The 25,768-nt window shown below is 34.5% G+C and carries 16 protein-coding genes; 14 read left to right on the top strand and 2 right to left on the bottom strand.

The window, feature by feature from the left end:
- The first annotated feature begins 112 nt into the window (after positions 1 to 112).
- The 5 genes from K6T82_RS08695 (at position 113) to K6T82_RS08715 (ending at position 15,634) form a co-directional block, all read left to right on the top strand.
- Positions 113 to 9,790: an Ig-like domain-containing protein gene (locus K6T82_RS08695; RefSeq protein ID WP_223705537.1), complete on the top strand. Its 9,678-nt coding sequence runs from the start codon at positions 113 to 115 to the stop codon at positions 9,788 to 9,790.
- Between the two features lie 44 nt (positions 9,791 to 9,834).
- Positions 9,835 to 10,767, top strand: coding sequence for a PorP/SprF family type IX secretion system membrane protein (locus tag K6T82_RS08700; RefSeq protein WP_223705538.1), 933 nt, complete (start codon positions 9,835 to 9,837; stop codon positions 10,765 to 10,767).
- An 11-nt stretch (positions 10,768 to 10,778) separates the two neighbouring features.
- On the top strand, positions 10,779 to 12,716 hold the full coding sequence (locus K6T82_RS08705) for an OmpA family protein (RefSeq protein ID WP_223705539.1): 1,938 nt from the start codon (positions 10,779 to 10,781) through the stop codon (positions 12,714 to 12,716).
- 244 nt (positions 12,717 to 12,960) lie between these two features.
- A complete protein-coding gene (ligA, locus tag K6T82_RS08710; RefSeq protein ID WP_223705540.1) occupies positions 12,961 to 14,967 on the top strand; it encodes an NAD-dependent DNA ligase LigA in 2,007 nt (668 codons plus the stop codon).
- Complete coding sequence (locus K6T82_RS08715; protein WP_223705541.1) at positions 14,954 to 15,634, top strand: hypothetical protein; 681 nt, start codon at positions 14,954 to 14,956, stop codon at positions 15,632 to 15,634. The genes ligA and K6T82_RS08715 overlap by 14 nt, the downstream gene beginning before the upstream one ends.
- Here K6T82_RS08715 and K6T82_RS08720 read toward each other — a convergent pair.
- Together K6T82_RS08720 and K6T82_RS08725 are read right to left on the bottom strand one after the other, a co-directional pair.
- Complete coding sequence (locus K6T82_RS08720; RefSeq protein WP_223705542.1) at positions 15,624 to 16,535, bottom strand: bifunctional metallophosphatase/5'-nucleotidase; 912 nt, start codon at positions 16,533 to 16,535, stop codon at positions 15,624 to 15,626. The genes K6T82_RS08715 and K6T82_RS08720 overlap by 11 nt on opposite strands.
- Positions 16,536 to 16,577: 42 nt before the next feature.
- A complete protein-coding gene (locus tag K6T82_RS08725; RefSeq protein ID WP_223705543.1) occupies positions 16,578 to 17,357 on the bottom strand; it encodes a 5'-nucleotidase C-terminal domain-containing protein in 780 nt (259 codons plus the stop codon).
- 62 nt (positions 17,358 to 17,419) lie between these two features.
- Between K6T82_RS08725 and K6T82_RS08730 the strand changes: the two genes are divergently transcribed.
- The 9 genes from K6T82_RS08730 to fabV all read left to right on the top strand — a co-directional run bounded on the left by K6T82_RS08730 (position 17,420) and on the right by fabV (position 25,696).
- Positions 17,420 to 17,917 carry a DUF6913 domain-containing protein gene (locus K6T82_RS08730; protein WP_420828326.1) on the top strand — a complete coding sequence of 166 codons (498 nt, stop codon included), beginning with the start codon at positions 17,420 to 17,422 and terminating at the stop codon, positions 17,915 to 17,917.
- Between the two features lie 15 nt (positions 17,918 to 17,932).
- Positions 17,933 to 18,814, top strand: a complete 882-nt coding sequence (dapA, locus tag K6T82_RS08735) for a 4-hydroxy-tetrahydrodipicolinate synthase (RefSeq protein WP_223705545.1) — start codon at positions 17,933 to 17,935, stop codon at positions 18,812 to 18,814.
- Between the two features lie 135 nt (positions 18,815 to 18,949).
- A complete protein-coding gene (locus K6T82_RS08740) occupies positions 18,950 to 19,744 on the top strand; it encodes an outer membrane protein assembly factor BamD (protein WP_223705546.1) in 795 nt (264 codons plus the stop codon).
- Positions 19,745 to 19,752: 8 nt separating this feature from the next.
- Complete coding sequence (locus K6T82_RS08745; protein WP_007807938.1) at positions 19,753 to 20,070, top strand: DNA-directed RNA polymerase subunit omega; 318 nt, start codon at positions 19,753 to 19,755, stop codon at positions 20,068 to 20,070.
- A gap of 9 nt (positions 20,071 to 20,079) precedes the next feature.
- Complete coding sequence (gene coaBC, locus K6T82_RS08750; protein ID WP_223705547.1) at positions 20,080 to 21,294, top strand: bifunctional phosphopantothenoylcysteine decarboxylase/phosphopantothenate--cysteine ligase CoaBC; 1,215 nt, start codon at positions 20,080 to 20,082, stop codon at positions 21,292 to 21,294.
- A 67-nt stretch (positions 21,295 to 21,361) separates the two neighbouring features.
- A complete protein-coding gene (gene porD, locus K6T82_RS08755; RefSeq protein WP_223705696.1) occupies positions 21,362 to 22,246 on the top strand; it encodes a type IX secretion system protein PorD in 885 nt (294 codons plus the stop codon).
- A gap of 54 nt (positions 22,247 to 22,300) precedes the next feature.
- Positions 22,301 to 23,953, top strand: coding sequence for a DNA repair protein RecN (recN, locus tag K6T82_RS08760; RefSeq protein ID WP_223705548.1), 1,653 nt, complete (start codon positions 22,301 to 22,303; stop codon positions 23,951 to 23,953).
- Positions 23,954 to 23,962: 9 nt separating this feature from the next.
- Entirely contained in the window at positions 23,963 to 24,484 is a 522-nt protein-coding gene (locus K6T82_RS08765) for a tetratricopeptide repeat protein (RefSeq protein WP_223705549.1), read from the top strand.
- Between the two features lie 21 nt (positions 24,485 to 24,505).
- Positions 24,506 to 25,696, top strand: coding sequence for an enoyl-ACP reductase FabV (gene fabV / locus K6T82_RS08770; protein ID WP_223705550.1), 1,191 nt, complete (start codon positions 24,506 to 24,508; stop codon positions 25,694 to 25,696).
- Positions 25,697 to 25,768: the final 72 nt, after the last annotated feature.

The following is a 25,768-nucleotide window of genomic DNA, read 5'->3' on the forward strand; positions in this document are numbered from 1 at the left end:
GGTTTTTAGATTATGTTTTAACTATTTGATTTATAATTGATTGTTTAATTGCGTAGGTATTTGTGCCTATTGCGAGAGGTGTTTTATTGTCCATTTTCTAATCTTCCAAATTATGAAAAAAAAATCTACTTTTTGTAATCTCAAACTACACAAGAGATTATTAGGGCTTTTAACGTTATTTCTGATATGCAGTAATGCATTTTCGCAAACAATTTGTAGACCAACGTCTCAAACTAATAGCGAAGGTGGATTATTGTGTGTTGGATTGAGTGTGGATAGTCCTGCCAACGCCTTTGACAGCGCAGGCTTAACTACTTATGCAACTCTTAACAGTGTTGTTGGAGTAGGATGTTTTGTTGAAGAAACAATGAACTTAGGTCAGACGGCGAGGGCCGGAGATCAAATTGCCATTTACTTCGGTACTGGTAACGGATTGCTTGATGTTTCGTTGTTATCGACGGCCTCTATTCAGGCTAAAAATTCAGGTACAAATGTAGGTTCAAGTGTGGCTTTAAATAGTCCGCTTTTGAACCTAAATCTGCTTACAGGTAATACCGTTGCTGTTGCAAAGTATACTTTAACAGGTGATGCTAATCAAATTCAAATTCAAGTTGGTGGACTTTTAAATGCCTTAGTAAGTTTGAGAATTTATGATGTTCGTATTGAATATGCGCAGCCAACGGCTGTTACGGGTGGTTTTACACAAACTGTTTGTGCTGGTTCTGCTACAACATTAACAGCAACTCCAGCGGCTGGTACTACATTAACGTGGTATAGTTCCCCTTCGTCTACTACACCATTAGCAACGGGGAATACTTTTACTACTCCAGCGTTGAGTGCTACCACAACATATTATATAGCAATTTCAAGAGGTGCAGGATGTGAAGGAAATGTTCGTGTACCTGTTGTATTAAATGTTTCAAATCCGGTTGCACCGGCAATTAATAATTCAGGAACTGTTGTTTGTTCTACAGGAGCTACTCAACAAACTACTTTATCGGTTCTGAATGCTATTCCAGGAACGACATATTCTTGGTATTCAGCTGCTAGTGGAGGAAGTGCATTAGCTTCGGGAACAACTTATTCTCCTACAGTTCCTTTGGGAACTACTCCATTTTATGTAGAAGCTTCTATAGGAAGTTGTATTAGTCCAACTCGTACTCAGGTAAATGTTGTTTCGACGGCTGTACCAACTACGCCAACGGTTTTAACACAGAGTGTTACTATTCAATCAGGGCAAAATGCAACATTGAGCGCTTCGACTCCAGATGTAGGTGCGCAATTAAATTGGTATGAAGTAGCTACAGGAGGTACGGCGGTTGCCACAAATACGGCAACATTTACAACTCCAATTTTAACAGCTACTAAAACATACTATGTAGAAGCTCAGAGTCCAAACGGAAGTTGCGTAAGTTCAGCGAGAGTGCCGGTATTGGTTACTGTTCAGCCAGCATCTTTAGTAGGATGTCTTGAAGCTGGAAGCCAGCAGATAGTTCAAAATGGTTTGTGCTTATTGTGTACTTCTTCAAATCCGAATAACGCTGTAGATGGAAATCCAGCAACAGCAACGCGACTTACTGTTCCAGTTGGTTTAGTAACAGGATATGTTCAACAGACATTACAATTTGGTAATCCTGGAAAAGCGGGAGATATTGTAGATGTGGAAATGGAGTTACCTGGAGGTTTGGCAGATGTTTCATTGTTAGGAGTTGTTAGTTTGGCTACTTATAATGGAGCAACTTACAACAATGATAGAACGCAAATAAGTAATAATTCGTTAGTTACTTTGCAATTATTAACAGGCAACCGTTTTAGAGCTAGTGTGACTGCTGGAGCAAATTTTGACCGCGTTGAAATTCGACTAGGAGGCTTAGCTACTTTATTGACCAGTGTAGATATTTATCAGGCAACTTACAGATATAAAGAACCATCAATTACTGGTAATCAAACTATTTGTAGCGGACAAACAACAACTTTAACGGCATCACTTGCAGTTGGTGAAACAATAAATTGGTATAGCGCAGCAACTGGAGGAACTCCATTAGCTTCGACTGCATCATATACAACACCAGCTTTGACTGCATCAACAACATATTATGTACAAGTTACTAGAAACGGTTGTTTAAATAGTGAGAGAAATCCAGTTAATGTTACAATTACAAATCCTGTACAGCCAACAGTTAGTGCATCTGCATCAACAATTTGTAGTGGACAAACTACTACATTAACTGTTCAGGCGCCGGTTGTGGGTACCGTTTATAATTGGTATGATGCTGCAACAGGGGGTAATTTGGTATTTACGGGAACGTCATTTACAACTCCAGCATTAGCGGTAAATACAAGTTACTATGTAGAAGCCGCCATTGGAGATTGTATCTCAACAGCAGCACGTACTGCAGTTAACATAACTGTAAGCCCAATTCCAGCTACTCCAACATTTGTTTCTTCGAATGTAATTATTCAATCTGGACAAACGGTTACTTTATCAGTCTCAAATCCAGTTTCAGGAGTGCAATATGATTGGTATGATGTTGCAACTGGAGTTATACCAGTGGCGACGGGTGTTACATCTTATACAACACCTATATTGACGGCCAACCAAAACTACTATGTACAGGCTTCTAATCCAACAACTAGTTGTATTAATTCTGTAAGAGGTGTTGTTGCGGTTACTGTTATAGCGAATGCAAGTACTTGTTTACAGGCAAACAATCAAAATTCATCTAATGATGGTGTTCTTTGTGTTTTATGTGCACCTACTAATCCAGGATTTGCTGTAGATGGTGACATCAATAGTTATTCACAACTTAGTGTACCAATTGGTGTTGGAGCTTATTTACAACAACAACTAATTTTCGCTAATGCAGGGCAGACCGGAGATATCATTGATGTTGATTTGGAAGTTCCTGGTGGGATTTTGGATATAAGTGTATTATCTAATATTACTCTTGCTACTTATAATGGAGGAACTTTTAATAACGATAGAATAGCAGTTAATAGTAATTTATTAAACATTCAGTTATTGTCTGGGAATAAATTTAAGGCTAGTTTTGCTGCAACTGCACCATTTGATAGAGTAGAGGTAAGATTAGGAGGTACTGCAACTTTGTTAAGTAATTTATATATTTACCAAGCGGCATATAGATTTCCAAATGCTAACATAACAGGAGCTTCAGCACCAATTTGTGTAGGACAGACGGCTTCATTAGTTGCAACTTCGGCTTTAGCTTCAGCTGATACTTTTTCATGGTATGATTCTCCAACAGGAGGTGCTATAGTAGCAGTAAATCCAACTGCAGCTTTAACTGCTTCAACTACATATTACTTACAAAGAACTAGATTAGGTTGTGAAAACAGTATTCGTCAGGCGGTTACGGTAAATGTTTTACCAATTCCAACTGCAGCAGATATTGTAATTCCGAGTCCGGCTGAAGCTAGTTGTGCTGGTAGTGTAGTTCTATCTCCTTCAACAGCTATTGCGGGAGCACAATTCAGATATTTTACAGACCAAAATAAAACAACAGAAGTTGTAAACGGAACAACAATTGGAACAGCAACTTTTGCTAAAGATCCAACAACTGGGGCGCTTACAATAACAGGTTTAAATGCTACAGGTTCACCATATAATTATTTTATCGCAGCTTCAACAGGAAGTACTTGCGAAAATGTAAATGGTACATTAAAACAAGTAACGGTTAATTTCCCTTCAACTACGGATTTAATCGTAAATGCTACACCAGCACCAGGATGTGGAAGTTTTAATTTAAGAAATGCAATTACAAATTTCGATACTACGGGAGATACAACCTATACTTTCTATGATCCTTCTAATAACGTAATTACGGCAGATGCGGCCGCTAATATTACTACCGGAGGTGTTTATTCTATAGAAGCGCAAAAAGTAGGTACTACCTGTCCTGCAGTGAGACAATCTGTAACAGTTGTTATTAATGCCTTACCAAGTCTGGTAATAACAAATCCTTCAGAATCTGTAAATGTTGGGTCAACTGTAGCTTTAACTGCAACTTCAACAGGAACAGTAACTTGGTTTGATCCGCAAGGAAATGCTTTGCCTACTGCAACAGCAGGACCATTAAATACGCCTGGGGTTTATACCTATACGGCTGTTGCAAGTGATGGAATTTGCAGCAGAACGGCAACAAAAGTGATTAATGTTATTGATTTAAGTAACTGTCAGTCGCTAGCAGAACGTGTTTATGCTACTACTCAGACATCTGGCTCAATTATTACGGGAACTGTTACTAATGGAGCAAATGCTGTAGATGGAAATCCACAAACATTTTCAACAATTACTACGGGTATCGGACTTTTAGGTGTTGGTACAACTTGGCAGAGTTTAGGATGGCCATCTAATATTGTTAAAGGAACACCAGTAACCGTAAAATTAGGTTCTGAATTAAGCCTATTAGCTGTAGGTCAAAATTTATCAGTAATTGGAACTAAAAACGGAGTTGATATTGGAACAATGCAATCTGTATCAGGCTCATTGTTGAATCTGATTTCAGGAGATAATACTTATGAATTTACATTTGTTCCTTCAGATGCATCTGGTCCACAGGATTATGATGGAATTAGAATTCAATCTGCATCAATTTTAAGTGTAGCACAAAACACAAAAGTATTTGATGCTCATTATAATAGACCAGTTACAGCAGTTGCTTGTACACCTGGAGATATTCAGGACATTTTTTACGGAACTACAAATTTAGGTCTTCCTGTAGGAGCAGTAACTGCCGCAGTTGGAGTAAATGATGCGTGGAATGTTGCTGATAATGACATAACAACTTATGCTACTATGTATAGTGGAGTTGGTGCTTTAGCTGCAGCTGATTTAACAGTACAATTTAAAACACCTTCTGTTGTAAGTGATACGCTAAGAATTGTGATTTCTAAACCAGGAGCACTTTTAGATGTTAATTTACTTACTGGATTCTCAATTCAGCGTTATTTAGGAAATGTTGCTGTGGGAGCTCCAATTCAAAATACAAGCACTTTATTAAGTTTAAGATTATTGCCTGGAAATTCTGTGGCAATGGTTTTAGTTTCTTCACCAACAGAAATTTATGATAGAGTTAGAATTCGTTTAGGTGGTGTTGCGGGAGTGTTGGATTTCTTAAGAGTGCATACTGTAGAAAGAACAGCAAATACAACCGTAATTGGCGCTGATCCACAAAATAAAATAACGGTTTGTCCAGGAAGTGAAATAAAACTTCAAATACCTGAAGAAGCTTGTTCTACATACATTTGGTATGATGCAGAAACAGGAGGGAATTCAGTAGCAACCGGTATTTCTTACACTATACCAGCTAATTTGCCTGCAGGAATTTATAAATATTATATTCAGCCAGTACGTTACGGTTGTGAAACTTTTGCAAGAGGAGAAGTTACAGTTGAGGTAAAAGCCTCAGCACCGGCAAATGCTTTGACAGATATTACTCTTAATGGAGGAACATCGACATCTGTTTGTACAGCTTCAGGATCAGTAACTTTGGCAACGGGCTTAAGTGGTACTCCAGTGTTGACTAATCCAGTTTATTCTTGGTATAGTTTTAATGGTACTACAAGTCAGTTAATTCCAGGAGAAACAACAGCACAATTAGTTGTAAACGGATTGTTGCCGGGAACTTACACTTATTTTGTTGGAGTAACATCTGATCAATTTTGTGAAACTGCAGCAGCAGATAGAAAACAAATTACGTTTACTATTTTACCACCATCTACTGTAAATGATATTTTAGTTGATGATTTAACGGTTTGTCATGATGCATCAGCAACATTAACTCCAAGTGCACCTACATTAACAAGTCCAATATTTACTTGGTATTTAGATGCCAATAAAACACAGCCAATTGCAAATGGAGCTGTTATTAATGGAGTTACATATACTATAGATGCAGCAGGTTCATTAACAGCAGTTGGACTTACAGAAGCGATGAGTCCGAGTACTTACTACGTAGCAGTTTCAAGCACAAATACTTGTGAGAATCTTGCAGGAACATTACAAGATGCAGTAATATTAATTAATGATCCAAATACACCAACAACTACAGATACCACGCAAGATTTTTGTTTATCTAGCGCTCCAACAATTGCTAGTATTCAGGTAAATGAAGCGAATGTGGTTTGGTATAACACACCTACAGGTGGTTTGCCTTTGGCTTCTACAACTCCATTAATCAGTGGTACTTACTACGCTGGAGCTACAGATATAGTTATTGGATGTGAAAGTAGTGTTAGATTGGCGGTTACAGTAACAGTAACAGATCCAGGTACACCGACAACAACAGATCTTACTCAGGATTTCTGCGTGGTAAATGCACCAACTTTTGCAAGTATTCAAACAAATGAGACAAATGTTGTTTGGTATAATGCTGCAACTGGAGGAACGGCAATTCCATCAACAACTCCTTTGACAAGTGGTATCTATTACGCAGCTTTAATAAATACTACAACAACCTGTGAAAGTGCAACAAGATTAGCAATTACAGTTAGTGTAACAGATCCGCTTACGCCAACTACGACAGATACTACTCAAGATTTCTGTTTAGTAAATGCTCCAACATTTGCAAGTATTCAAACCAATGAAACCAATGTGGTTTGGTATAATTTAGCAACAGGAGGAACAGCAATTGCAGCGACAACGCCTTTAACAACAGGTACCTATTATGCATCATTATTAGATGCGACTACAGGTTGCGAAAGTTCAATTAGACTTGCAGTTGCAGTAAGTGTAACAGATCCTGGAACACCTACAACAACAGATACAACTCAAGATTTTTGTTTATCAAGTGCACCAACTTTTGCAAGCATTCAAACAAACGAAACAAATATTGTTTGGTATGATGCAGCGACAGGAGGAAATGCAATAGCGTCAACAACAGCATTGACAACAGGTACATATTACGCAGCTTTAACAGATGCAGGAACAGGATGTCAAAGTGCTACTAGATTAGCAATTGCAGTTACAGTTACAGATCCAGGAACACCAACAACAACAGATGCAACGCAAGATTTCTGTTTAGTAAATAATCCAACTTTTGCAAGTATCCAAACCAATGAAACAAATGTAGTTTGGTACAATGCTGCAACAGGAGGAACAGCGATTCCTGCAACAACAGCTTTAACAAGCGGTACATATTATGCAGCTTTAGTAGATGCAACAACTAGTTGTGAAAGCGCAACAAGATTGGCGATTACAGTTACAGTATCAGATCCTGCAACGCCAACGACCACAGATACAACTCAGGACTTCTGTTTAGTAAATGCACCAACTTTTGCTAATATCCAAACCAACGAAACAAATGTGGTTTGGTATAGTGCAGCGACAGGAGGTACAGCGATTGCATCAACAACTGCTTTGACAAGTGGTACTTACTATGCAGCTTTAGCAGATGCAACAACAAACTGTGAAAGCTCAATTAGATTAGCGGTAACCGTTACAGTAAGTGATCCGGGAACACCAACAACAACAGATGCTACACAAGATTTCTGTTCAGTAAATGCTCCTACATTTGCTAGTATTCAAACAAATGAAACAAATATTGTTTGGTATGATGCTCAAACAGGAGGAAATGTAATAGCGTCAACAACGGCCTTAACAACTGGTACCTATTATGCAGCTTTAACAGATGCTGGTACAGGATGTGAAAGTGCTACTAGATTGGCAATTGCAATTACAGTTACAGATCCAGGAACACCAACTACAACAGATACTACACAAGATTTCTGTTTAGTAAATGCACCAACGTTTGCAAATATTCAAACAAACGAAACAAACGTGGTTTGGTACAATGCTTCGACAGGAGGAACAGTGATTCCTGCAACAACAGCCTTAACAAGCGGTACATATTATGCAGCGTTAGTAGATGCAACGACTGGTTGTCAAAGCGTTACAAGATTACAAGTTACTATTAGTGTAACAGATCCTGCAACGCCAACAACAACAGCTGCATCACAAACATTCTGTTCAGGAACAAATCCGACAGTTGCTAGTATTCAAGTTAACGAAAGTAATGTAGTTTGGTATACCATTTCAACTGGAGGAACTGTACTTGCTGCTAATGCGGTCTTAACTACTGGAACTTATTTCGGAGCAATTAAAGATCCAGCAACAGGTTGTGAAAGCAGTGTAAGATTACAAGTTGCCGTTACAGTTGGAAATACAATTAACCCAACGACTAATAATGCAGCTCAGACTTTCTGTTCTACAAGTGCGCCAACAGTTGCTAATATTCAAGTTAATGAAACTAATGTGACTTGGTTTACAGCAGCAACAGGAGGAACAGCAATTCCTTCTACAACACCTTTAACTTCTGGAATTTATTTCGGAAATGTTATAGATGCTGCAACAGGATGCGAAAGCACTACTCGTTTACAAGTTACAGTTACAGTTGTTGATCCAAGCGGAACTCCAACAACTAATAACACAACTCAAAATTTCTGTACGCTAAATACACCAACAATTGCCAGTATTCAGGTAAATGAAGCAAATGTAATTTGGTATAGTACAGCAACAGGAGGAACAGCAATACCAGCGACAACTGCTCTTACAACAGGTACTTATTATGGAGCGATTGCAAGTGCAAATGGTTGCGAAAATCCAGTTAGATTGATGGTTGTGGTTAACGTAAATGCACCTAGTGTGATTACGACACCAAGAACTTCCCAAACTTTCTGTCTAAATGCTGCTCCAACATTGGCTAATATTCTAGTAAATGAAGCAAACGTAGTTTTCTATACAACTCCAACTGGCGGAACACCACTAGCAGCAAATACTCCGCTTACTGCAACAACTTATTATGCAGGTGCATTGAGTAATACTACTAATGGTTGCGACAATGGACCTAGATTAGGAATTACGGTTTCATTTGAAGATGATGCAGCAGTTCAAATTGCAACTACAGATGATACTCCATGTGTTTTCAAAGGAGTGACATATTCAATTGCAAATGGAAAATCTAGTTACTTATGGACAATTAACGGAGGAACAATAGTTTCAGGAGGAACAACATCTGATGGTTCAGTAACAGTTTCATGGTCAGATATTGGTCCTGGAACAGTAACAGTGGCTTACATTAACAATTGTGATGAAAGAACAATTAAAACATTAAATGTTAGTGTGTCAAGTTGTTCAGACTTAACAATTACAAATACAGTTAGTAATCCGACTCCTAATTTTGGTGAGCAGGTAACATTTACCATCACAGTAAACAATGTTGGTGAAGGTGATTTTATAAATACTGTTGTTAGTAATTTAATTCCTAGCGGATTAGAGTTAGTAAGTTCTTCTACAACAACAGGAGTTTATGATCCGACTACACAGCTTTGGACGATTCCAAGATTAAATGCTGGCGAAAGTGTGGTATTGACAATCGTTGCAGAAGTATTACCTGGAGGTACTTATACAAGTACCGCAACTGTTGAGACTTCAACTCCTTTAGATGTTGATGCGACAAATAATTCAGCTTCAGTAACATTAGAACCAATTTGTTTAACAGTTTACAATGAGTTTACTCCAAACAATGACGGTAAAAATGATCTGTTCAGAATTGATTGTATCGAAACTCATCCAAACAACGAGTTGAAAGTATTTAACAGATACGGCGCATTGGTGTATAGTAAAGTACATTATGAAAATGACTGGGACGGAACTGCAAATGTATCTGGAGTTGTTAATAGAGGAGATATGCTTCCAACAGGTACTTATTTTTATGTGATAACCATTGGAGATGGAACGGTTAAAAAAGGCTGGTTGTCTATTATGAGATAATCCACTTCTATTAATCAAATTAATTAAACTAAATAAGTATCGTTATGAAACTATATATAAAATCATTAGAAACGTATTTCATTTTAATATGTTCTTTAATCTCGGTTTGTGCCATAGCGCAACAAGAGCCTCAGTATACGCAATATATGTATAACACAATGTCTGTAAATCCGGCTTATGCCGGGTCTACGGGCACTACAGAAGCAGCACTTCTATATCGTTCTCAATGGGTTGGAATTTCCGGAGCACCGCAAACACAATCTTTCTCTATTCATTCTCCTCTTCGAAATGAAAATATTGGTTTGGGTTTGAGTATTGTTAACGATAAAATTGGACCTTCTAACGAATTATATTTCGATGGAAATTTTGCATATTCAATACCTCTTGGGTATGAAAAAAGACTTGCTTTTGGTTTGAAAGCTGGAGCAAGAATGCTAAACATCGATTGGTCTAAGGGAAGGTATTATGATAGCGATGATGTTTTGTTAAATCAGAACATTAACAATCAAATAAAAATGGCGGTTGGAGCCGGAATTTATTACTATACTGATAAATGGTATGTAGGACTTTCTGTTCCAAGTTTTCTTAGAAATGATTACTATGACGACGTTCAGGAATCTATAGATTATGATCGTATGCATTTCTATTTAATGGGAGGTTATGTTTTCGACTTGAGTCCAAGTGTGAAATTCAAACCAGCATTTTTAGTAAAAGCAGTAAGCGGGGCACCAATTACAGCTGATGTATCGGCAAATTTCATGATTCAGGAAAAATTTGTCATAGGAGGAGCGTATCGAACAGATGATTCTGTGAGTATACTGGCAGGTTTTCAGGTAGCACCAAGTTTTTATCTGGGATATGCATTTGATTACACGGTAAGCCAATTGAACAAATACAACGATGGTTCACACGAAATCATCTTGCGTTATCAATTTGTGCAAAAACAAAGCAAAATTAAATCTCCTCGATTCTTCTAAAAATAAAACTTATGAGAAAACTATATATCCTATGTTTAATTTTGAGCGTTACGTTTAGTTTCGCTCAAAAAACAAATTTGAAGAAAGCTGATGCTTTGTTTAGAAATTTCTCTTATTTAGATGCTTCTAAAGCTTATGAAGAAATTTTACAAAACATCAAAGATCCTTCAACACAGACTGTAAAAAATGCAGCAGATTCTTATTATTTTATTTCTGATTCTAGAAATGCACTTAAATGGTATAAAAAACTGTATGAATTGCAAGGAAATAATTTGACCGATATCTATTATCTGCGTTATATTCAGTCTATGAAAGCTGTTATGGATTATGATCAAGCAGATAAAATCACAAAAGAATATCTGGATAAAAAAGGAGATAAAGCAGAAATTAATCGTTACGTTGCCCAAAAGAAATATATGGACAGCGTGGCCAAAGCAAAACCGCTTTATACCATTAAAAATTTAGATATCAATACCAGTAAATCAGATTTTGGAGCTACTTTCTTTAAAGATAATATCGTATTTACATCGGCTCGTGATACAACAAATTTTGCTGAAAAATTGTACACTTGGAACAATCAACCATTTCTAAATTTATATTACGCAGAAAGAAATCCTGCAGATGGAAGTTTGTTTAACGAAACAGTTTTTCTTCCAAATGTAATGACGAAATATCATGAAGCAACAGCTAGTTTTGATAGTCAGGGAAAAACGATTTATTATTCAACCAATATTGTAAAGAAAAACAAATTGGTGGTAGATGAAGCAAAAATTAACAATTTCCAGATTATTAAAGGATCAATTGTAAATAATAAATTAGAAAATCCACAAAAAGTATTCTTTGATAGTGATGAATATTCGGTTGGACACCCGGCACTAAGTGAAGATGGACAATGGTTGTTTTTTGCATCTGATATGCCAGGCGGTTACGGAGAAACAGACTTATATGTCGTTAAAATCGCAGCCGACGGTACAATGAGTTCACCAGCTAATTTAGGGCCAAGTATCAACACAATTGGTAACGAAGTATTTCCATTTTTTCAGAACGGAATGTTATACTTCTCTTCTGATGGACATTATGGTTATGGTGATTTAGATGTTTATGAAAGTAAATTTCTAGCAAACGGAAACTTTTCGGTACCAAGAAACTTAGGTGCTCCGGTCAACAGCAACAAAGATGATTTTTCTTTTATAATTGACAGAACAAATACCTATGGTTACTTGTCTTCTAACAGAGCAGGAGGAAAAGGCGATGATGATATTTATTCTTTCGTGAAAGGGAAACCAGTTTGTAATCAGAGTATTTCTGGAATGGCAATTGATCACAAAAGTAAAAAGCCATTAGCAGATGTAACCATTATGGCTTATAATTCATTTAGTGAAATTCTAGGTGAAACCAAAACCAATTTCGACGGTCAATATGCTATAGAAGTTCCTTGTAATAAAGTCGTAAAAATGATTGCTGCAAAGCCAAATTACAGCAGTGACGATAAGACGGTTGAAACAACTAAGGAAAATGGCGGCGAAATCAGAGATGTGAACTTTGAATTAAGTAACTACGATGATTTAGTTGTGAAGAAAAAAGGAGTCGAGAAAGTCGATGTTAATCCGATTTACTTTGACTACGATAAATTCGATATTACACCAAAAGCTATAGAAGAATTGTCTAAAGTAGTTTTCATTATGCAGAAATTCCCAAAAATCATTATTAAAATTGAATCGCATACAGATTCACGCGGAAAAGATGCTTACAACTTGAAACTTTCAGACAACAGAGCAAAATCAACAAGAGATTATATCCTTTCACAAGGCATAGATCCATCTCGAATTGAAAGCGCAATTGGTTATGGCGAAACCAGATTAATAAATAAATGTAAAAATGGTGTAAAATGTACAGAAGAAGAACATCTTTTAAATAGACGTTCCGATTTTATCATTATTCAAAAATAGTTCTATGCTTATATTGTAGGTTGTTGATAATCAATATTAAGCATAAAGCGCCAAAACCATTTGGAAGTTGGTTTTATTAATTCTTTTTTAAGAATAATGGACAAGGAGAAAATCAGACTGCATGAATTTGCAGTCTGATTTTTGATTTTTTAAAACTTTCATTTTTTATGCTTTCGAACAAAAATAAATTCTAATTTTGATATAAAGTTTTTCACATTTATAATCTGCAATATTTTAGAAATTTATGAGCATTCAAGAGACCATTCAAAACCTTAGAAATGAACTTAATCAACACAATTATAATTATTATGTGTTAGACAATGCCACAATTTCAGATTATGATTTTGATATCAAGCTAAAAGAACTTCAGGATTTAGAAAATAAACATCCAGAGTTTTTTGATGAAAATTCGCCTACGCAAAGAGTTGGAGGTGCCATTACCAAAAATTTCAAAACAATAGCACATCAATACAGAATGTATTCTTTGGATAATTCATATTCTAAAGAAGATCTTTTGGATTGGGAAAACCGCATTCAAAAAGTATTAGGAAATGTTGATTTACAATATACCTGCGAATTAAAATACGATGGTGCTTCAATTAGTATAAGTTACGAAAACGGAAAACTAGTTCAGGCATTAACACGTGGAGATGGTTTTCAAGGAGATGAGGTAACCAATAATATTAAAACTATAAAATCAATTCCTCTACACTTAAAAGGGAATTATCCTGATAAATTCGATATTCGAGGCGAAATCATTCTGCCTTTTAAGGGGTTCGAAAAAATGAATCAGGAATTAATTGAAATTGGAGAAACACCCTATTCAAACCCAAGAAATACTGCTTCTGGAAGTTTAAAATTGCAAGATAGTGCTGAGGTTGCCAAACGACCTTTAGAGTGTTTGTTGTATTTTGTTACAGGAAATAATCTTCCATTTAAATCTCAATTTGAAGGTTTGGAATCAGCAAGAAACTGGGGATTCAAAGTACCAAAAGAAGCGAAATTAGTCCATAACATGAACGAAGTTTTTGACTTTATAGATTATTGGGATGTCCACCGTCATAATTTGCCTTACGAAACAGATGGTGTTGTAATTAAAGTAAACAGCATTCAACATCAAGAAGAATTAGGATATACAGCAAAATTGCCTCGTTGGGCAATTGCTTATAAATTCAAATCAGAACAGGTTTCAACAAAATTAAAATCTATTTCTTATCAAGTTGGAAGAACAGGTGCAATCACGCCAGTTGCCAATTTAGAGCCTGTACAGCTTGCAGGAACAATTGTAAAAAGAGCTTCTTTGCATAATGCCGATCAGATTGAAAAATTAGATATTCGTATAAATGATACTGTTTTTGTTGAAAAAGGAGGAGAAATCATTCCAAAAATCATTGCAGTAGATTTAGAAAAACGTCCTGAAAATTCAGAGAAAACACATTATATTGCTTATTGTCCAGAATGTCATACCGAATTGGTTAGAAATGTAGGAGAAGCAAATCATTATTGCCCTAATTTCTACGGATGTCCTCCACAAATTATAGGAAGAGTGCAGCATTATATTTCAAGAAAAGCAATGGATATTGAAGGCCTTGGAGGAGAAACTGTGGCTTTGCTTTTCAAAAATAATTTGGTACACAATTATGCCGATCTTTATGAATTGAAAGTAGAAGATATTCTACATTTGGAAAGAATGGCTCAAAAATCTGCGGAAAACCTTGTAAATGGAGTTCAGCAATCTAAAGAAATTCCTTTCGAAAGCGTATTGTTTGCACTCGGAATTCGTTTTGTTGGAGAAACTGTAGCTAAGAAATTAGCTAAACATTATAAAAATATTGACGCTTTAGCAAAAGCTTCCTTAATGGATTTAATTCTGGTTGATGAAATCGGAGAAAGAATTGCAAAAAGTGTCATCGAATTCTTTGAAAACGAAGAGAATCAGAAGATTATTGAACGTTTAAAAAGCTACGGAATACAATTTGAAATTGAAGAAAAAATCAACCCAAATGCTACAGAAAAATTTATTGGAAAAACATTTGTAGTTTCTGGAGTTTTTAGTCAATTTTCAAGAGACGAACTGAAGAAAACCATTGAAGACAATGGAGGTAAGGTAGGAAGCTCGATTTCTGCAAAAACAGATTTTGTTGTGGCAGGAGATAATATGGGACCGGCTAAATTGGAAAAAGCTACCAAACTAAACGTGACTATATTATCTGAAGAAGATTTTATAAACAAATTAAATGAAACCGAATAAGCCGTCGTTAATTCTGTTTTTTCTGGCGTTGTTGTGTACCATTATTTTTGACTGGACACAACAAGACGTTTTTGCGACGTATGCCAAAGCAATTGTTCTACCGGCTATTTTTATTTATTTTTTAATAAGCAGCGAGTTCCAAATCAGAAAAACAGAAGGACTAATATTTTTCTTTTGTTTTGTTGGTCAGGTTTTTGACTTAATGGATATTGAACTTGGAGGCGTATTTAGTTTTTTGGTTGTTTACCTACTGCTTGTATTTCTGTTTCTTCGAGAACATGAAAGGATACAATTAACTAAAAAAGACATTTTGCCAATTTCGATTGTGGTAGTTTTTATAGTTTATTTGCTGATCTCCGTTTTAAGTTTAAAACTGGACAATATGATCAGATTTAATTCTATTTATACTTTTTACGGAATTGTATTAAGTGTAATGAGTTATTTCTGCTTTGTTAGCTACATCACAAAAGGGACACACATTACTTTGTTGATGTCCCTTATGGCTGTAAGTTATATCTTTTCAGATATTTTCTATATTTTCAATGAATATTTTTCCTATTCGATTGTTTTGGTTTTAATTCGAGATGTAACTCAAATTCTGGCTTACTACTTTATGGTAGAATATTTTTTGGAAAAAACCAGAATTCAAAACAAACCTATACAATAATAGAAGTACTTTGATTGGTGTGCGCTTTGTCTTTGTCAAAGTAAAAGTCAATGCGGCCTAAATTAATTCCGTAACAACCAACCTGATTTACCAAAACATCTTTTCCTGCTTTGTTTTTTACAATAGTTGGCTTGTCTAAGAAAGTATGCGTATGTCCACCAATAATCAAATCGATATCCTGCGTTTGCGCTGCAAATTTTAAATCAGAGATTTTAGTTGCATCATCTTTATAATTATATCCGATATGCGAAAGGCAGATTACCAAATCACATTTTTGCTCATTTCTTAAAAGCTTTGTCATATCTTGAGCAACTTCTACAGGGTCATTGTAAACAGTTTCCAGGTATAATTTTTTATCAACAAGACCAGCTAATTCGATTCCAACACCAAAAACACCAACTTTAATTCCGTTTTTATTGAAGATTTTGTACGGTTTAACATGGCCGTCCATAACCGTGTTTTTGAAATCATAGTTCGAGTTGATAAAATCGAAAGTTGCGTGCGGAAGTTGTGCATATAATCCGTCAAGACCGTTGTCAAAATCATGATTTCCAATTGTAGAGGCGTCGTACTTCATCATACTCATCAATTTAAATTCCAATTCACCTCCATAATAATTGAAATAAGGAGTTCCTTGAAAAATATCTCCAGCGTCTAATAAAAGAACATTCGGATTTTCTTTTCGAATAGATTCGATTAAAGCTGCACGACGAGAGACACCACCTTTATTAGGATTACGCGGATCATCAGCAGGAAACGGATCAATGTGACTATGCACATCATTGGTATGTAGAATGGTTAAATGTTTGATATCGTTAGTTTCAAAACTGCTCAAAGACAATCCTAAACTTAGTAGGGCAGTACTTGCTGCTGTTTTTTCGATAAACTCTCTTCTTTTCATTTTATATTTTTTTTGCAGGAATGCTTACTTGTTTTCTAATTTTTATTCTTCAGTAATTCTGATGTTTTTTGGAGCAAGAACAGTGTCTACCTCTTTAAAGTAATCAATCAGTACATTTCTAAGTTTATAGTTTAGATCAAACTTTTCAGTACTTTTTGCAAAGAAAGTCATGCTATCACCACCATTTGCTAGATAATCATTTGTAGCAACATAATAGACCTTGTTTAAATCAAGCGGTTTTCCTTGAATCAAGATGTCTTTAGCAGTATTTTGTTTTGTAATTGTAAAAGTCAATCCAGACAAAGGCTGAGGTTTTTTTTCCTTAATAATGTATGCTGTAATTTCTAAAATTTGTTCTCCTTTTAAACCTAAAACAACAAGGTTATTTTCAAAAGGCATAATTTCAAAAGCTGTTCTTGTAGTTACATTTCCTTTAGGAAGAATAGCGCGAATTCCGCCATGATTTAAAAGACATAAATCGATATTTTTCTTTTCTCGAGCATTAAAAACAAGATTTCCTCTTTGAAGACAAACATCTGCTAGTAAGCTACCAATGCTTGTCTGCCATTTTCCAGTGCTTTTATCAAGTGTTTCTGGGCAAAAAGCCAAAACATTATCAAGATCCTTGTTGATATGATCGCGATACGGCTTTATAAAGTTTTCAATTTCAGGAGTTTCAGCAGCTTTTTCGGTTACAGGAAGCTGTTTTCCTTCGATTTTAGTTAAATTGTAGTTTTTAGGGCTACAAGATACTATTAAAAAAAATGTTAAGAATATAACAAAAAGTTTTAAAAATCCGTTATACTTTTTTAGTTTTACCATTTTAAATGCAACTTAAATAATTAATTTTGTAATCTGGTAAAAGTACTATGTTTTTGAATTATATGAAGGAGTTTTTTGTAAAAAAAACATTAAATAATAACTTGAGTAATCAAAATAACAAAGTCTTTCCTAAAAACGTTCAAACTATTGGTTTATTGATAGATGAAAGCAATTTTGAGCAGTCAGACTCTTTAATAAATGAATTGACGCTTTATGGAATTGCTTTAGAAGATATAAAAGTTGTTGCATACATCGGAAAATTCAAAGAAAAAGAAACCTATTTACGACCGACTTTTGGTAAAAAACACATCAATTGGAAGGGAGAAATTACGGAAGATTTTTTAAATGAATTTGTAAATTCAGAATTTGACCTTTTGCTGAGTTATTATGATATTGAAAATATATTTTTAATGATGATTACAAGCAAATCAAAAGCTAAATTTAAGGTAGGATTTTCTAATGTAGACGCTAGTTTAAACCGTTTGATGATTAATACAGAATTACAGAATTATAAACTGTTCATTTCAGAACTGTTTAAGTATTTAAAAAACATAAAATAAATTATAATAAAAAATATGCAATCATTAATAGGAACTGGTGTTGCTTTGGTAACTCCATTTAAAAAAGATTTTTCAGTTGACATTGAAGCTTTACAGCGAATTGTAAACTTTTCTATAGATGGAGGAGTGGAGTATCTTGTTGTTATGGGAACAACTGCAGAAAATGCAACTCTTACGACAGAAGAGAAAGAATTGGTTATAAAGACAGTGATCGATGTAAACAAAGGAAGATTGCCTCTAGTTTTAGGAGTTGGAGGAAATAATACTATGCAGATTGTTGAAGAATTAAAAACAAGAGATTTTTCTGCTTTTGAAGCAATATTGTCTGTTTCTCCATATTATAACAAACCTACTCAAGAAGGAATTTATCAACATTTTAAGGCTATTGCAGAAGCTTCTCCGATTCCGGTTATTTTATATAATGTTCCTGGTAGAACATCAAGTAATATGCTTCCGTCTACAGTAATTCGTCTGGCTAATGATTTTGATAATGTTGTAGCTATTAAAGAAGCAGCGGGAGATATGGCTCAGGCAATGCAGATCATTAAAAATGCACCTAAAGACTTCCTTGTAATCTCTGGAGATGATATGTTGGCATTGCCAATTGTTTTAGCAGGTGGAGCAGGGGTTATTTCTGTAATTGGACAAGGTTTTCCTAAAGAATTTTCAGAAATGATTCGTTTAGGTTTGAATAAAAAAGCCGCAGATGCATTCAAAACCCATTACTTTTTGTCTGATAGTATAGATATGATTTTTGAACAAGGAAATCCGGCAGGAATCAAACAAATTTTCCAAGCCCTTGGAATTGCTGATAATACTGTTCGTCTTCCATTAGTTTCTGTTGATGATTCACTCGCTGCAAGACTAAATGACTTTGTAAAAAACAGCATTAAATAATTGTTAAAGTGTTAGTATTTTAAGATACTAAAAAATTATTTTGCAGTCGCTAAATTAATAACTAAATTTGCCACCGAATCTTCGGTGTTATTTTGCTTTAGCATAATTGTCTAAGATTGTAATAACAGTAAGAAAATGAAAAAAATAGTATCGCTATTAATTGTTGTAACTCTTTTTTGCTCATGTGGAGAATATCAAAAAGCGTTGAAAAATGAAGATGTTGCAGCAAAATTTGAAATGGCAACAAAAATGTATGATGCCGGTAAATATTCAAAAGCGATTCGTCTTTTTGAACAATTAGCAACATCTTACCGAGGAAAACCTCAGGCAGAAAAGCTTTTTTACATGTTTTCACAATCGTATTACAAAACGAAACAATACTATTTAGCAGGTTATCAGTTTGAAGCTTTTGTTTCTGGTTATCCAAGAAGTGAAAAAGTTCAGGAAGCTGCTTTTTTAGGAGCTTACAGCTATTCAAAATTGGCACCTGTTTATAGTTTAGATCAAACAGATACTGTAAAAGCATTAGATAAATTACAGGCTTTTATCGATAATTATCCAAATTCAGAATACATTGCGCAGGCAAACGAGACGGTGCAGAAGCTGAATGGTAAATTAGAGAAAAAAGCATACGAAAATGCTAAAGGATATAATACGATTTCAGATTACAAATCAGCTTTGATTGCTTTTGATAATTTTATCGCTGATTTTCCTGGAACACCTTTTAAAGAAGATGCGTTGTTTTATAAATATGACTCAGCATATCAATTGGCAATTAATAGTGTGCCTTCAAAAATGGAAGAACGTTTAAATGTTGCCAAAGTAGCTTACAATAACTTAATTAAGTTTAAAAGCGATACAAAATACAAGGTTAAAGCAGACGAGATGTATGCTAGAGTTGAAACAGATTTACAAAAATTTACTAAATAAATAAAGTCATGGATTTAAAAAAGACGAATGCTCCTGTTAACACAATAACTTACAATAAAACAGTTATTGAAGAGCCAACAGGAAATGTGTATGAGGCAATTACCATTATGGCTAAAAGAGCAAACCAAATTAACTCTGAGATTAAAAAAGAATTGACAGAGAAATTGGAAGAGTTTGCTACTTATAATGATAGTCTTGAGGAAGTTTTTGAAAATAAAGAACAGATCGAAGTTTCTAAATTTTACGAAAAATTACCAAAACCACACGCTTTAGCCGTTCAAGAATGGTTAGACGGAAAAACTTACCACAGAGGTTCAAACAAATAATACAGTACAATGTCAGTTTTAAACGGGAAGAAAATTTTACTGGGTGTTTCCGGTGGAATTGCAGCCTATAAAACAGCCTCATTAGTACGACTTTTTATAAAAGCAGGTGCACATGTCCAAGTGATCATGACACCTGCTTCTAAGGATTTTGTAACCCCACTTACGTTATCTACCTTATCTAAAAATCCAGTACATTCCAGCTTTTTTAATCAGGACGATCAAGATGAAGTTTGGAACAATCATGTTGAATTAGGTCTTTGGGCCGATTTAATGTTGATTGCACCTGCTACAGCCAATACTTTGTCTAAAATGGCTACAGGAAACTGTGATAATCTTCTAATTGCGGCCTATTTATCTGCTAAATGTCCAGTCTATTTTGCACCTGCAATGGATTTGGATATGTACAAACATCCTTCAACTTTATCAAGTTTTGCTGCTCTTAAACAGTTCGGAAATACTATGATTCCTGCTGAAAATGGAGAATTGGCAAGTGGCTTATCTGGCGAAGGGAGAATGGCTGAACCAGAAAATATTGTAGCATTTTTAGAAGCTGATTTAGAAAGTAAATTGCCTCTAAAAGGAAAAAAAATATTAGTTACTGCCGGACCAACATACGAAGCTATAGATCCTGTACGTTTTATAGGAAATCATTCTTCTGGAAAAATGGGGTTTGATATTGCTAATGAAGCAGCTAATTTGGGTGCAGAGGTTTTTTTAATCGCTGGCCCGACGCATTATAAAGTTAAAAATGCTTTGGTTAAAGTGATAGATGTAGTTTCTGCTCAGGAAATGTATGACGCTTGCCATTTGTATTTTAACGAAGTTGATGCAGCGATTGCTGCGGCTGCTGTTGCAGATTATAAACCTAAATTTGTTGCAGATCAGAAGATTAAAAAAAATGCAGCTGAATTTTCGATTGAGCTTGAAAAGACAAAAGATATATTGTCTTCATTGGGTTTAATCAAAAAAAATCAGTTTCTGATTGGATTTGCATTAGAAACTGAAAATGAAATTGAAAATGCTAAGTTGAAAATTCAGAAAAAAAACTTAGATTTGATTGTTTTAAATTCCTTACAAGATAAGGGAGCCGGTTTTAAAAAAGAAACCAATAAAGTAACCTTTATTGATAAGAATTTTGAAATCGAGCCAATGGAATTAAAATCAAAAGAATCTGTGGCGGCTGATATTTTGAATAAAGTTATGGAGCATTTTTCAAAATCATAAATTAAAGTATACGCCGAAAACATAAGTCGAAATGATTTGTGTTATAAAATTAAATATTTAGATGATGATGAATAAGATAGTTACGCTATTGGTTTTTTTATGCTTTGGTTTTGTGCAAGGGCAACAGCTAAACTGTACAGTGACTATTAATACAGAGCGACTTACAAATCCGAATAATCAGGTTTTTAAGACGCTTCAGACTTCTCTTTCTGAGTTTGTAAACAAAACAGATTGGACAGGTTCGACTTTGAAACAAAACGAAAGGATAAACTGTTCGATGTATATTACTTTGTCATCTAATAGTTCCGATCAATTTACAGGAACCATTCAAGTACAATCTTCTCGATTGATTTTTAATTCAACCTATTCTTCTCCAATCTTAAATTATAATGACAAAGATTTTAATTTTAGATATACGGAGTATGAACCTTTGTTGTTTAATCCAAGTACTTACGATTCTAACTTAGTTTCTGTAATATCCTTTTATTGTTACATGATTTTGGGTATGGATGCTGATAGTTTTCAGATGGGAGCAGGAAATCCTTATTTTCAGACAGCACAAAATATCGCAAGTGTAGCGCAACAAGGAGGTTTTAAAGGTTGGAGTCAGGCAGACGGAATCCAGAATCGTTATTTTTTGATTAATGATATGATTGCGCCAACTTACAGTGATTTGCGCCAGACTATGTATGCTTATCATACAGGTATGGACGGGATGACTTTAGATTTGAAAGCTTCAAAAGAAAAAATAAAATCAGCCCTTATGCTTATTGGTAAATTAAATTCGGTTAAGCCAAATGCTTTTATAACACGGGTTTTCTTTGATGCAAAATCAGATGAAATTGTTTCTGTTTTTTCTGGTGGCCCAAGTATTACCGTAACCGATTTAACCGATGTATTGAACAAAGTATCGCCGTTAAATTCTACTAAATGGTCTCAGATTAAATATTAATTCTGTTTCGTTAAAAAAAAACTTCTTTAATTTTCATTTTTACAAAATTGCCCTATGATTACGTCACTGTCAATTAAAAATTATGCTCTTATTGAAAAACTTGCGATAGATTTTTCTAAAGGTTTTTCTATAATTACAGGTGAGACAGGTGCAGGAAAATCAATTATTTTAGGTGCAATTGGTCTTGTTTTGGGAAAAAGAGCTGATCTAAGTTCTTTGAAAAATAAAGAAGAAAAATGTATAATTGAGGCGCAATTTGAAATTGGGAAATACAATCTAAAAGAATTTTTTGAAGCTAATGATCTGGATTATGAAGAGGAAACGATTATTAGAAGAGAGATTTTGCCTTCAGGTAAATCTCGTGCTTTTATAAATGATAGTCCTGTAAACCTTCAGGAATTGCAGGATTTAAGTTTGTATTTAATTGATATTCATTCACAGCAGCAAACACAGGAATTATCGGATGAAAATGTTCAATTTAAGATTATTGACGCTATCGCAAATAATTCAGAAGTAATTGCTGAATATCAAAAACTCCTTAAATCGTATAAAACAGACAAAACAAAGTTAAATGCTTTACTTAAAAAACAAAGTGATGCAGGAAAAGAGCAGGAGTATAATACTTTTTTATTGAATGAATTAGTTTCGGCTCAATTAAAATCTGGCGAACAGGAGGAGTTGGAGGTAGATTATGAAAAGTTGAATAACGTTGAGATAATTAAAGAGTCTTTAGATAAATCTTTGGCAATTGCAAATGAAGAACAATTTGGAGTTTTTCATAATTTAAACGAAATTAAAAATGCATTGCAAAAAGTAGCTCCATTTTCTTCAGAGTATCAAAATCTGTTTGAAAGAGTGACGAGCTTGACTATTGAATTTGATGATGTCTCTAAAGAATTAGAAAGTTCTTCAGAAAAATTATTGAATGATCCAGCACAATTAGAATTAATAAATCAAAAATTACAGTTGATTTATAATTTACAGAAAAAACATCAGGTAACTTCTGTTGATGATCTGCTTCAAATTCAAGCTGATTTAGGGAATAATTTGTTGGAGTTGGATAATATGGATGAAGAAATAGCTTCATTGTCTAAGATTATTGATGCAAAAGCTTTGGAGCTTGATAATTATGCCGCTCAAATTCATCAAAATAGAATCAATGCAATTCCAAAATTATCAGAACAGTTAATTTCGATTTTACAGACTTTAGGGATGCCTAATACTCGTTTTAAAATGGAACTTGTACCGTCTGAAAATTATTTTCAAAACGGAAAGGACGAATTACAGTTCTTATTTTCTGCAAACAAAGGGAGCGATTTTGGTCTATTGAAAAAAGTAGCTTCGGGAGGAGAAATGTCTCGTATTATGTTAGCCGTTAAAGCTATTTTAGCTAAATATTCAAAATTGCCAACTTTGATTTTTGATGAAATTGATACTGGGGTTTCTGGAGAAATAGCAATTAGAATGGGAGAGATTATGCGAGAAATGAGTAATACAATGCAAATATTTGCGATAACGCACTTGCCGCAAATTGCAGCAAAGGGAGATTCTCATTTTAAAGTTTCAAAATCTACTGTTGGAGATGATACACAATCAGAATTAAAACTTTTATCACAAGAAGAAAGGGTTTTGGAAATTGCCCAAATGTTGTCTGGAGCAAACGTTTCAGATTCAGCTTTGAACCACGCAAAACAATTATTGAATTAAATTATAGAAATGGAAAGTTTGAGTTTTTACGAAAATCAATTTATAAAAGCAGATGCATTAATTTCTGAAGGTAATTCAGCTGATGCAAAAGAATTATTAGAAGATATTTTATCTCAGTATCCTGATTTTGGAAAAGCCCACAATCATTTGGGATGGATTTACTATAATAAATTAAGCGATTACGAAAAAGGAGTTTATCATTACAAATTGTCTATAAAATTTGATCCTAAATATCCTGCACCATATTTAAACTACACTTATTTGTTGATAGATTTAGGACGATATGATGAAGCTAAAGAACATATTAAATTTACTTTGGCCAATTTAGAAAATGCAGATAACTCTACTTATAACAGTGAATTAGGGAGAATGGCAGAATATGAAGGACACTATTCGCTGGCTTATAATTATTATAAAGAAGCTACCAAAAATGCATTAAACCCAAATTTTATTGAGAATATGAATGCTAATATGAAAAGGGTTAAGGATAAAATGTCTATTTTTGAAAAATTAAAACTGAAATTGAAATAATACAAAAAAAATAATTGCAAGATGATTATAGAACCTAGAATGAGAGGATTTATTTGTTTGACTGCCCACCCAACGGGAGCTGAGCAAAATGTAAAAAATCAAATCGAATACGTAAAATCAAAAGGAGAGATTGCTGGAGCTAAAAAAGTTTTGGTAATTGGAGCTTCTACAGGTTTTGGTTTAGCTTCAAGAATTACTAGTGCTTTTGGTTCTGGTGCAGCAACAATTGGAGTGTTTTTTGAAAAACCGCCAGTTGAAGGAAAAACCGCTTCTCCAGGATGGTATAATTCTGCAGCATTTGAAAAAGAAGCTCATAAAGCAGGTTTGTATGCAAAAAGTATCAATGGAGATGCTTTTTCAAACGAAATAAAAAGAGAAACTTTAGATTTAATCAAAGCAGATTTAGGACAAGTTGATCTTGTAATTTATAGTCTAGCTTCGCCAGTTCGTACAAATCCAAATACAGGTGTAACACACCGTTCAGTTTTAAAACCAATCGGACAAACATTTACAAACAAAACAGTTGATTTTCATACTGGAAAGGTTTCAGAAGTTTCAATCGCTCCTGCAAACGAAGAGGATATTGAAAATACAGTTGCTGTTATGGGAGGTGAAGATTGGGCAATGTGGATCGATGCTTTGAAAGATGAAAATTTATTGGCAGATGGAGCTACAACTGTTGCTTATTCTTACATCGGGCCTTCATTGACAGAAGCAGTTTATCGTAAAGGAACTATCGGTCGTGCAAAAGACCATTTAGAAGCTACAGCATTTACTATTTCAGATTCTTTGAAATCTATTGGAGGAAAAGCTTACGTTTCTGTAAACAAGGCTTTAGTAACTCAAGCAAGTTCTGCAATTCCAGTAATTCCATTATATATTTCTCTTTTGTATAAAATTATGAAAGAAGAAGGAATTCATGAAGGTTGTATAGAACAAATTCAGCGTTTATTCCAAGACAGATTATATAATGGTTCTGAGGTTCCTGTAGATGAAAAAGGGAGAATTAGAATTGATGACTGGGAAATGCGTGAAGATGTTCAGGAAAAAGTGGCAAAACTTTGGTTGGAAGCAACTACAGAAACATTGCCTGAAATTGGTGATCTTGCAGGTTACAGAAGTGATTTCTTAAATTTATTCGGATTTGAATTTGCGGGTGTTGATTACAATGCAGAGGCAAATGAAGTTGTTGAAATTGAAAGTATCAAATAACATATTTTACTACTTGTAAAACAAAAAACCATCAATGAAAAGTTGATGGTTTTTTTGTTAATATACCATATC

The organism is Flavobacterium potami (assembly GCF_020026915.1).
Taxonomy (GTDB): Bacteria; Bacteroidota; Bacteroidia; order Flavobacteriales; family Flavobacteriaceae; genus Flavobacterium; species Flavobacterium potami.

What these genes read in the sequence shown, in the direction of transcription:
- coaBC (WP_223705547.1), top strand. Translation starts at nt 20,080, where the DNA reads ATGTCAGTTTTAAACGGGAAGAAAATTTTACTGGGTGTTTCCGGTGGA.
- ligA (WP_223705540.1), top strand. Translation starts at nt 12,961, where the DNA reads ATGAGCATTCAAGAGACCATTCAAAACCTTAGAAATGAACTTAATCAA.
- recN (WP_223705548.1), top strand. Translation starts at nt 22,301, where the DNA reads ATGATTACGTCACTGTCAATTAAAAATTATGCTCTTATTGAAAAACTT.
- K6T82_RS08720 (WP_223705542.1), bottom strand. Translation starts at nt 16,535, where the DNA reads ATGAAAAGAAGAGAGTTTATCGAAAAAACAGCAGCAAGTACTGCCCTA.
- dapA (WP_223705545.1), top strand. Translation starts at nt 17,933, where the DNA reads ATGCAATCATTAATAGGAACTGGTGTTGCTTTGGTAACTCCATTTAAA.
- fabV (WP_223705550.1), top strand. Translation starts at nt 24,506, where the DNA reads ATGATTATAGAACCTAGAATGAGAGGATTTATTTGTTTGACTGCCCAC.
- K6T82_RS08705 (WP_223705539.1), top strand. Translation starts at nt 10,779, where the DNA reads ATGAGAAAACTATATATCCTATGTTTAATTTTGAGCGTTACGTTTAGT.
- K6T82_RS08730 (WP_420828326.1), top strand. Translation starts at nt 17,420, where the DNA reads ATGAAGGAGTTTTTTGTAAAAAAAACATTAAATAATAACTTGAGTAAT.
- K6T82_RS08765 (WP_223705549.1), top strand. Translation starts at nt 23,963, where the DNA reads ATGGAAAGTTTGAGTTTTTACGAAAATCAATTTATAAAAGCAGATGCA.
- K6T82_RS08695 (WP_223705537.1), top strand. Translation starts at nt 113, where the DNA reads ATGAAAAAAAAATCTACTTTTTGTAATCTCAAACTACACAAGAGATTA.
- K6T82_RS08715 (WP_223705541.1), top strand. Translation starts at nt 14,954, where the DNA reads ATGAAACCGAATAAGCCGTCGTTAATTCTGTTTTTTCTGGCGTTGTTG.
- K6T82_RS08700 (WP_223705538.1), top strand. Translation starts at nt 9,835, where the DNA reads ATGAAACTATATATAAAATCATTAGAAACGTATTTCATTTTAATATGT.
- porD (WP_223705696.1), top strand. Translation starts at nt 21,362, where the DNA reads ATGAATAAGATAGTTACGCTATTGGTTTTTTTATGCTTTGGTTTTGTG.
- K6T82_RS08740 (WP_223705546.1), top strand. Translation starts at nt 18,950, where the DNA reads ATGAAAAAAATAGTATCGCTATTAATTGTTGTAACTCTTTTTTGCTCA.
- K6T82_RS08725 (WP_223705543.1), bottom strand. Translation starts at nt 17,357, where the DNA reads ATGGTAAAACTAAAAAAGTATAACGGATTTTTAAAACTTTTTGTTATA.
- K6T82_RS08745 (WP_007807938.1), top strand. Translation starts at nt 19,753, where the DNA reads ATGGATTTAAAAAAGACGAATGCTCCTGTTAACACAATAACTTACAAT.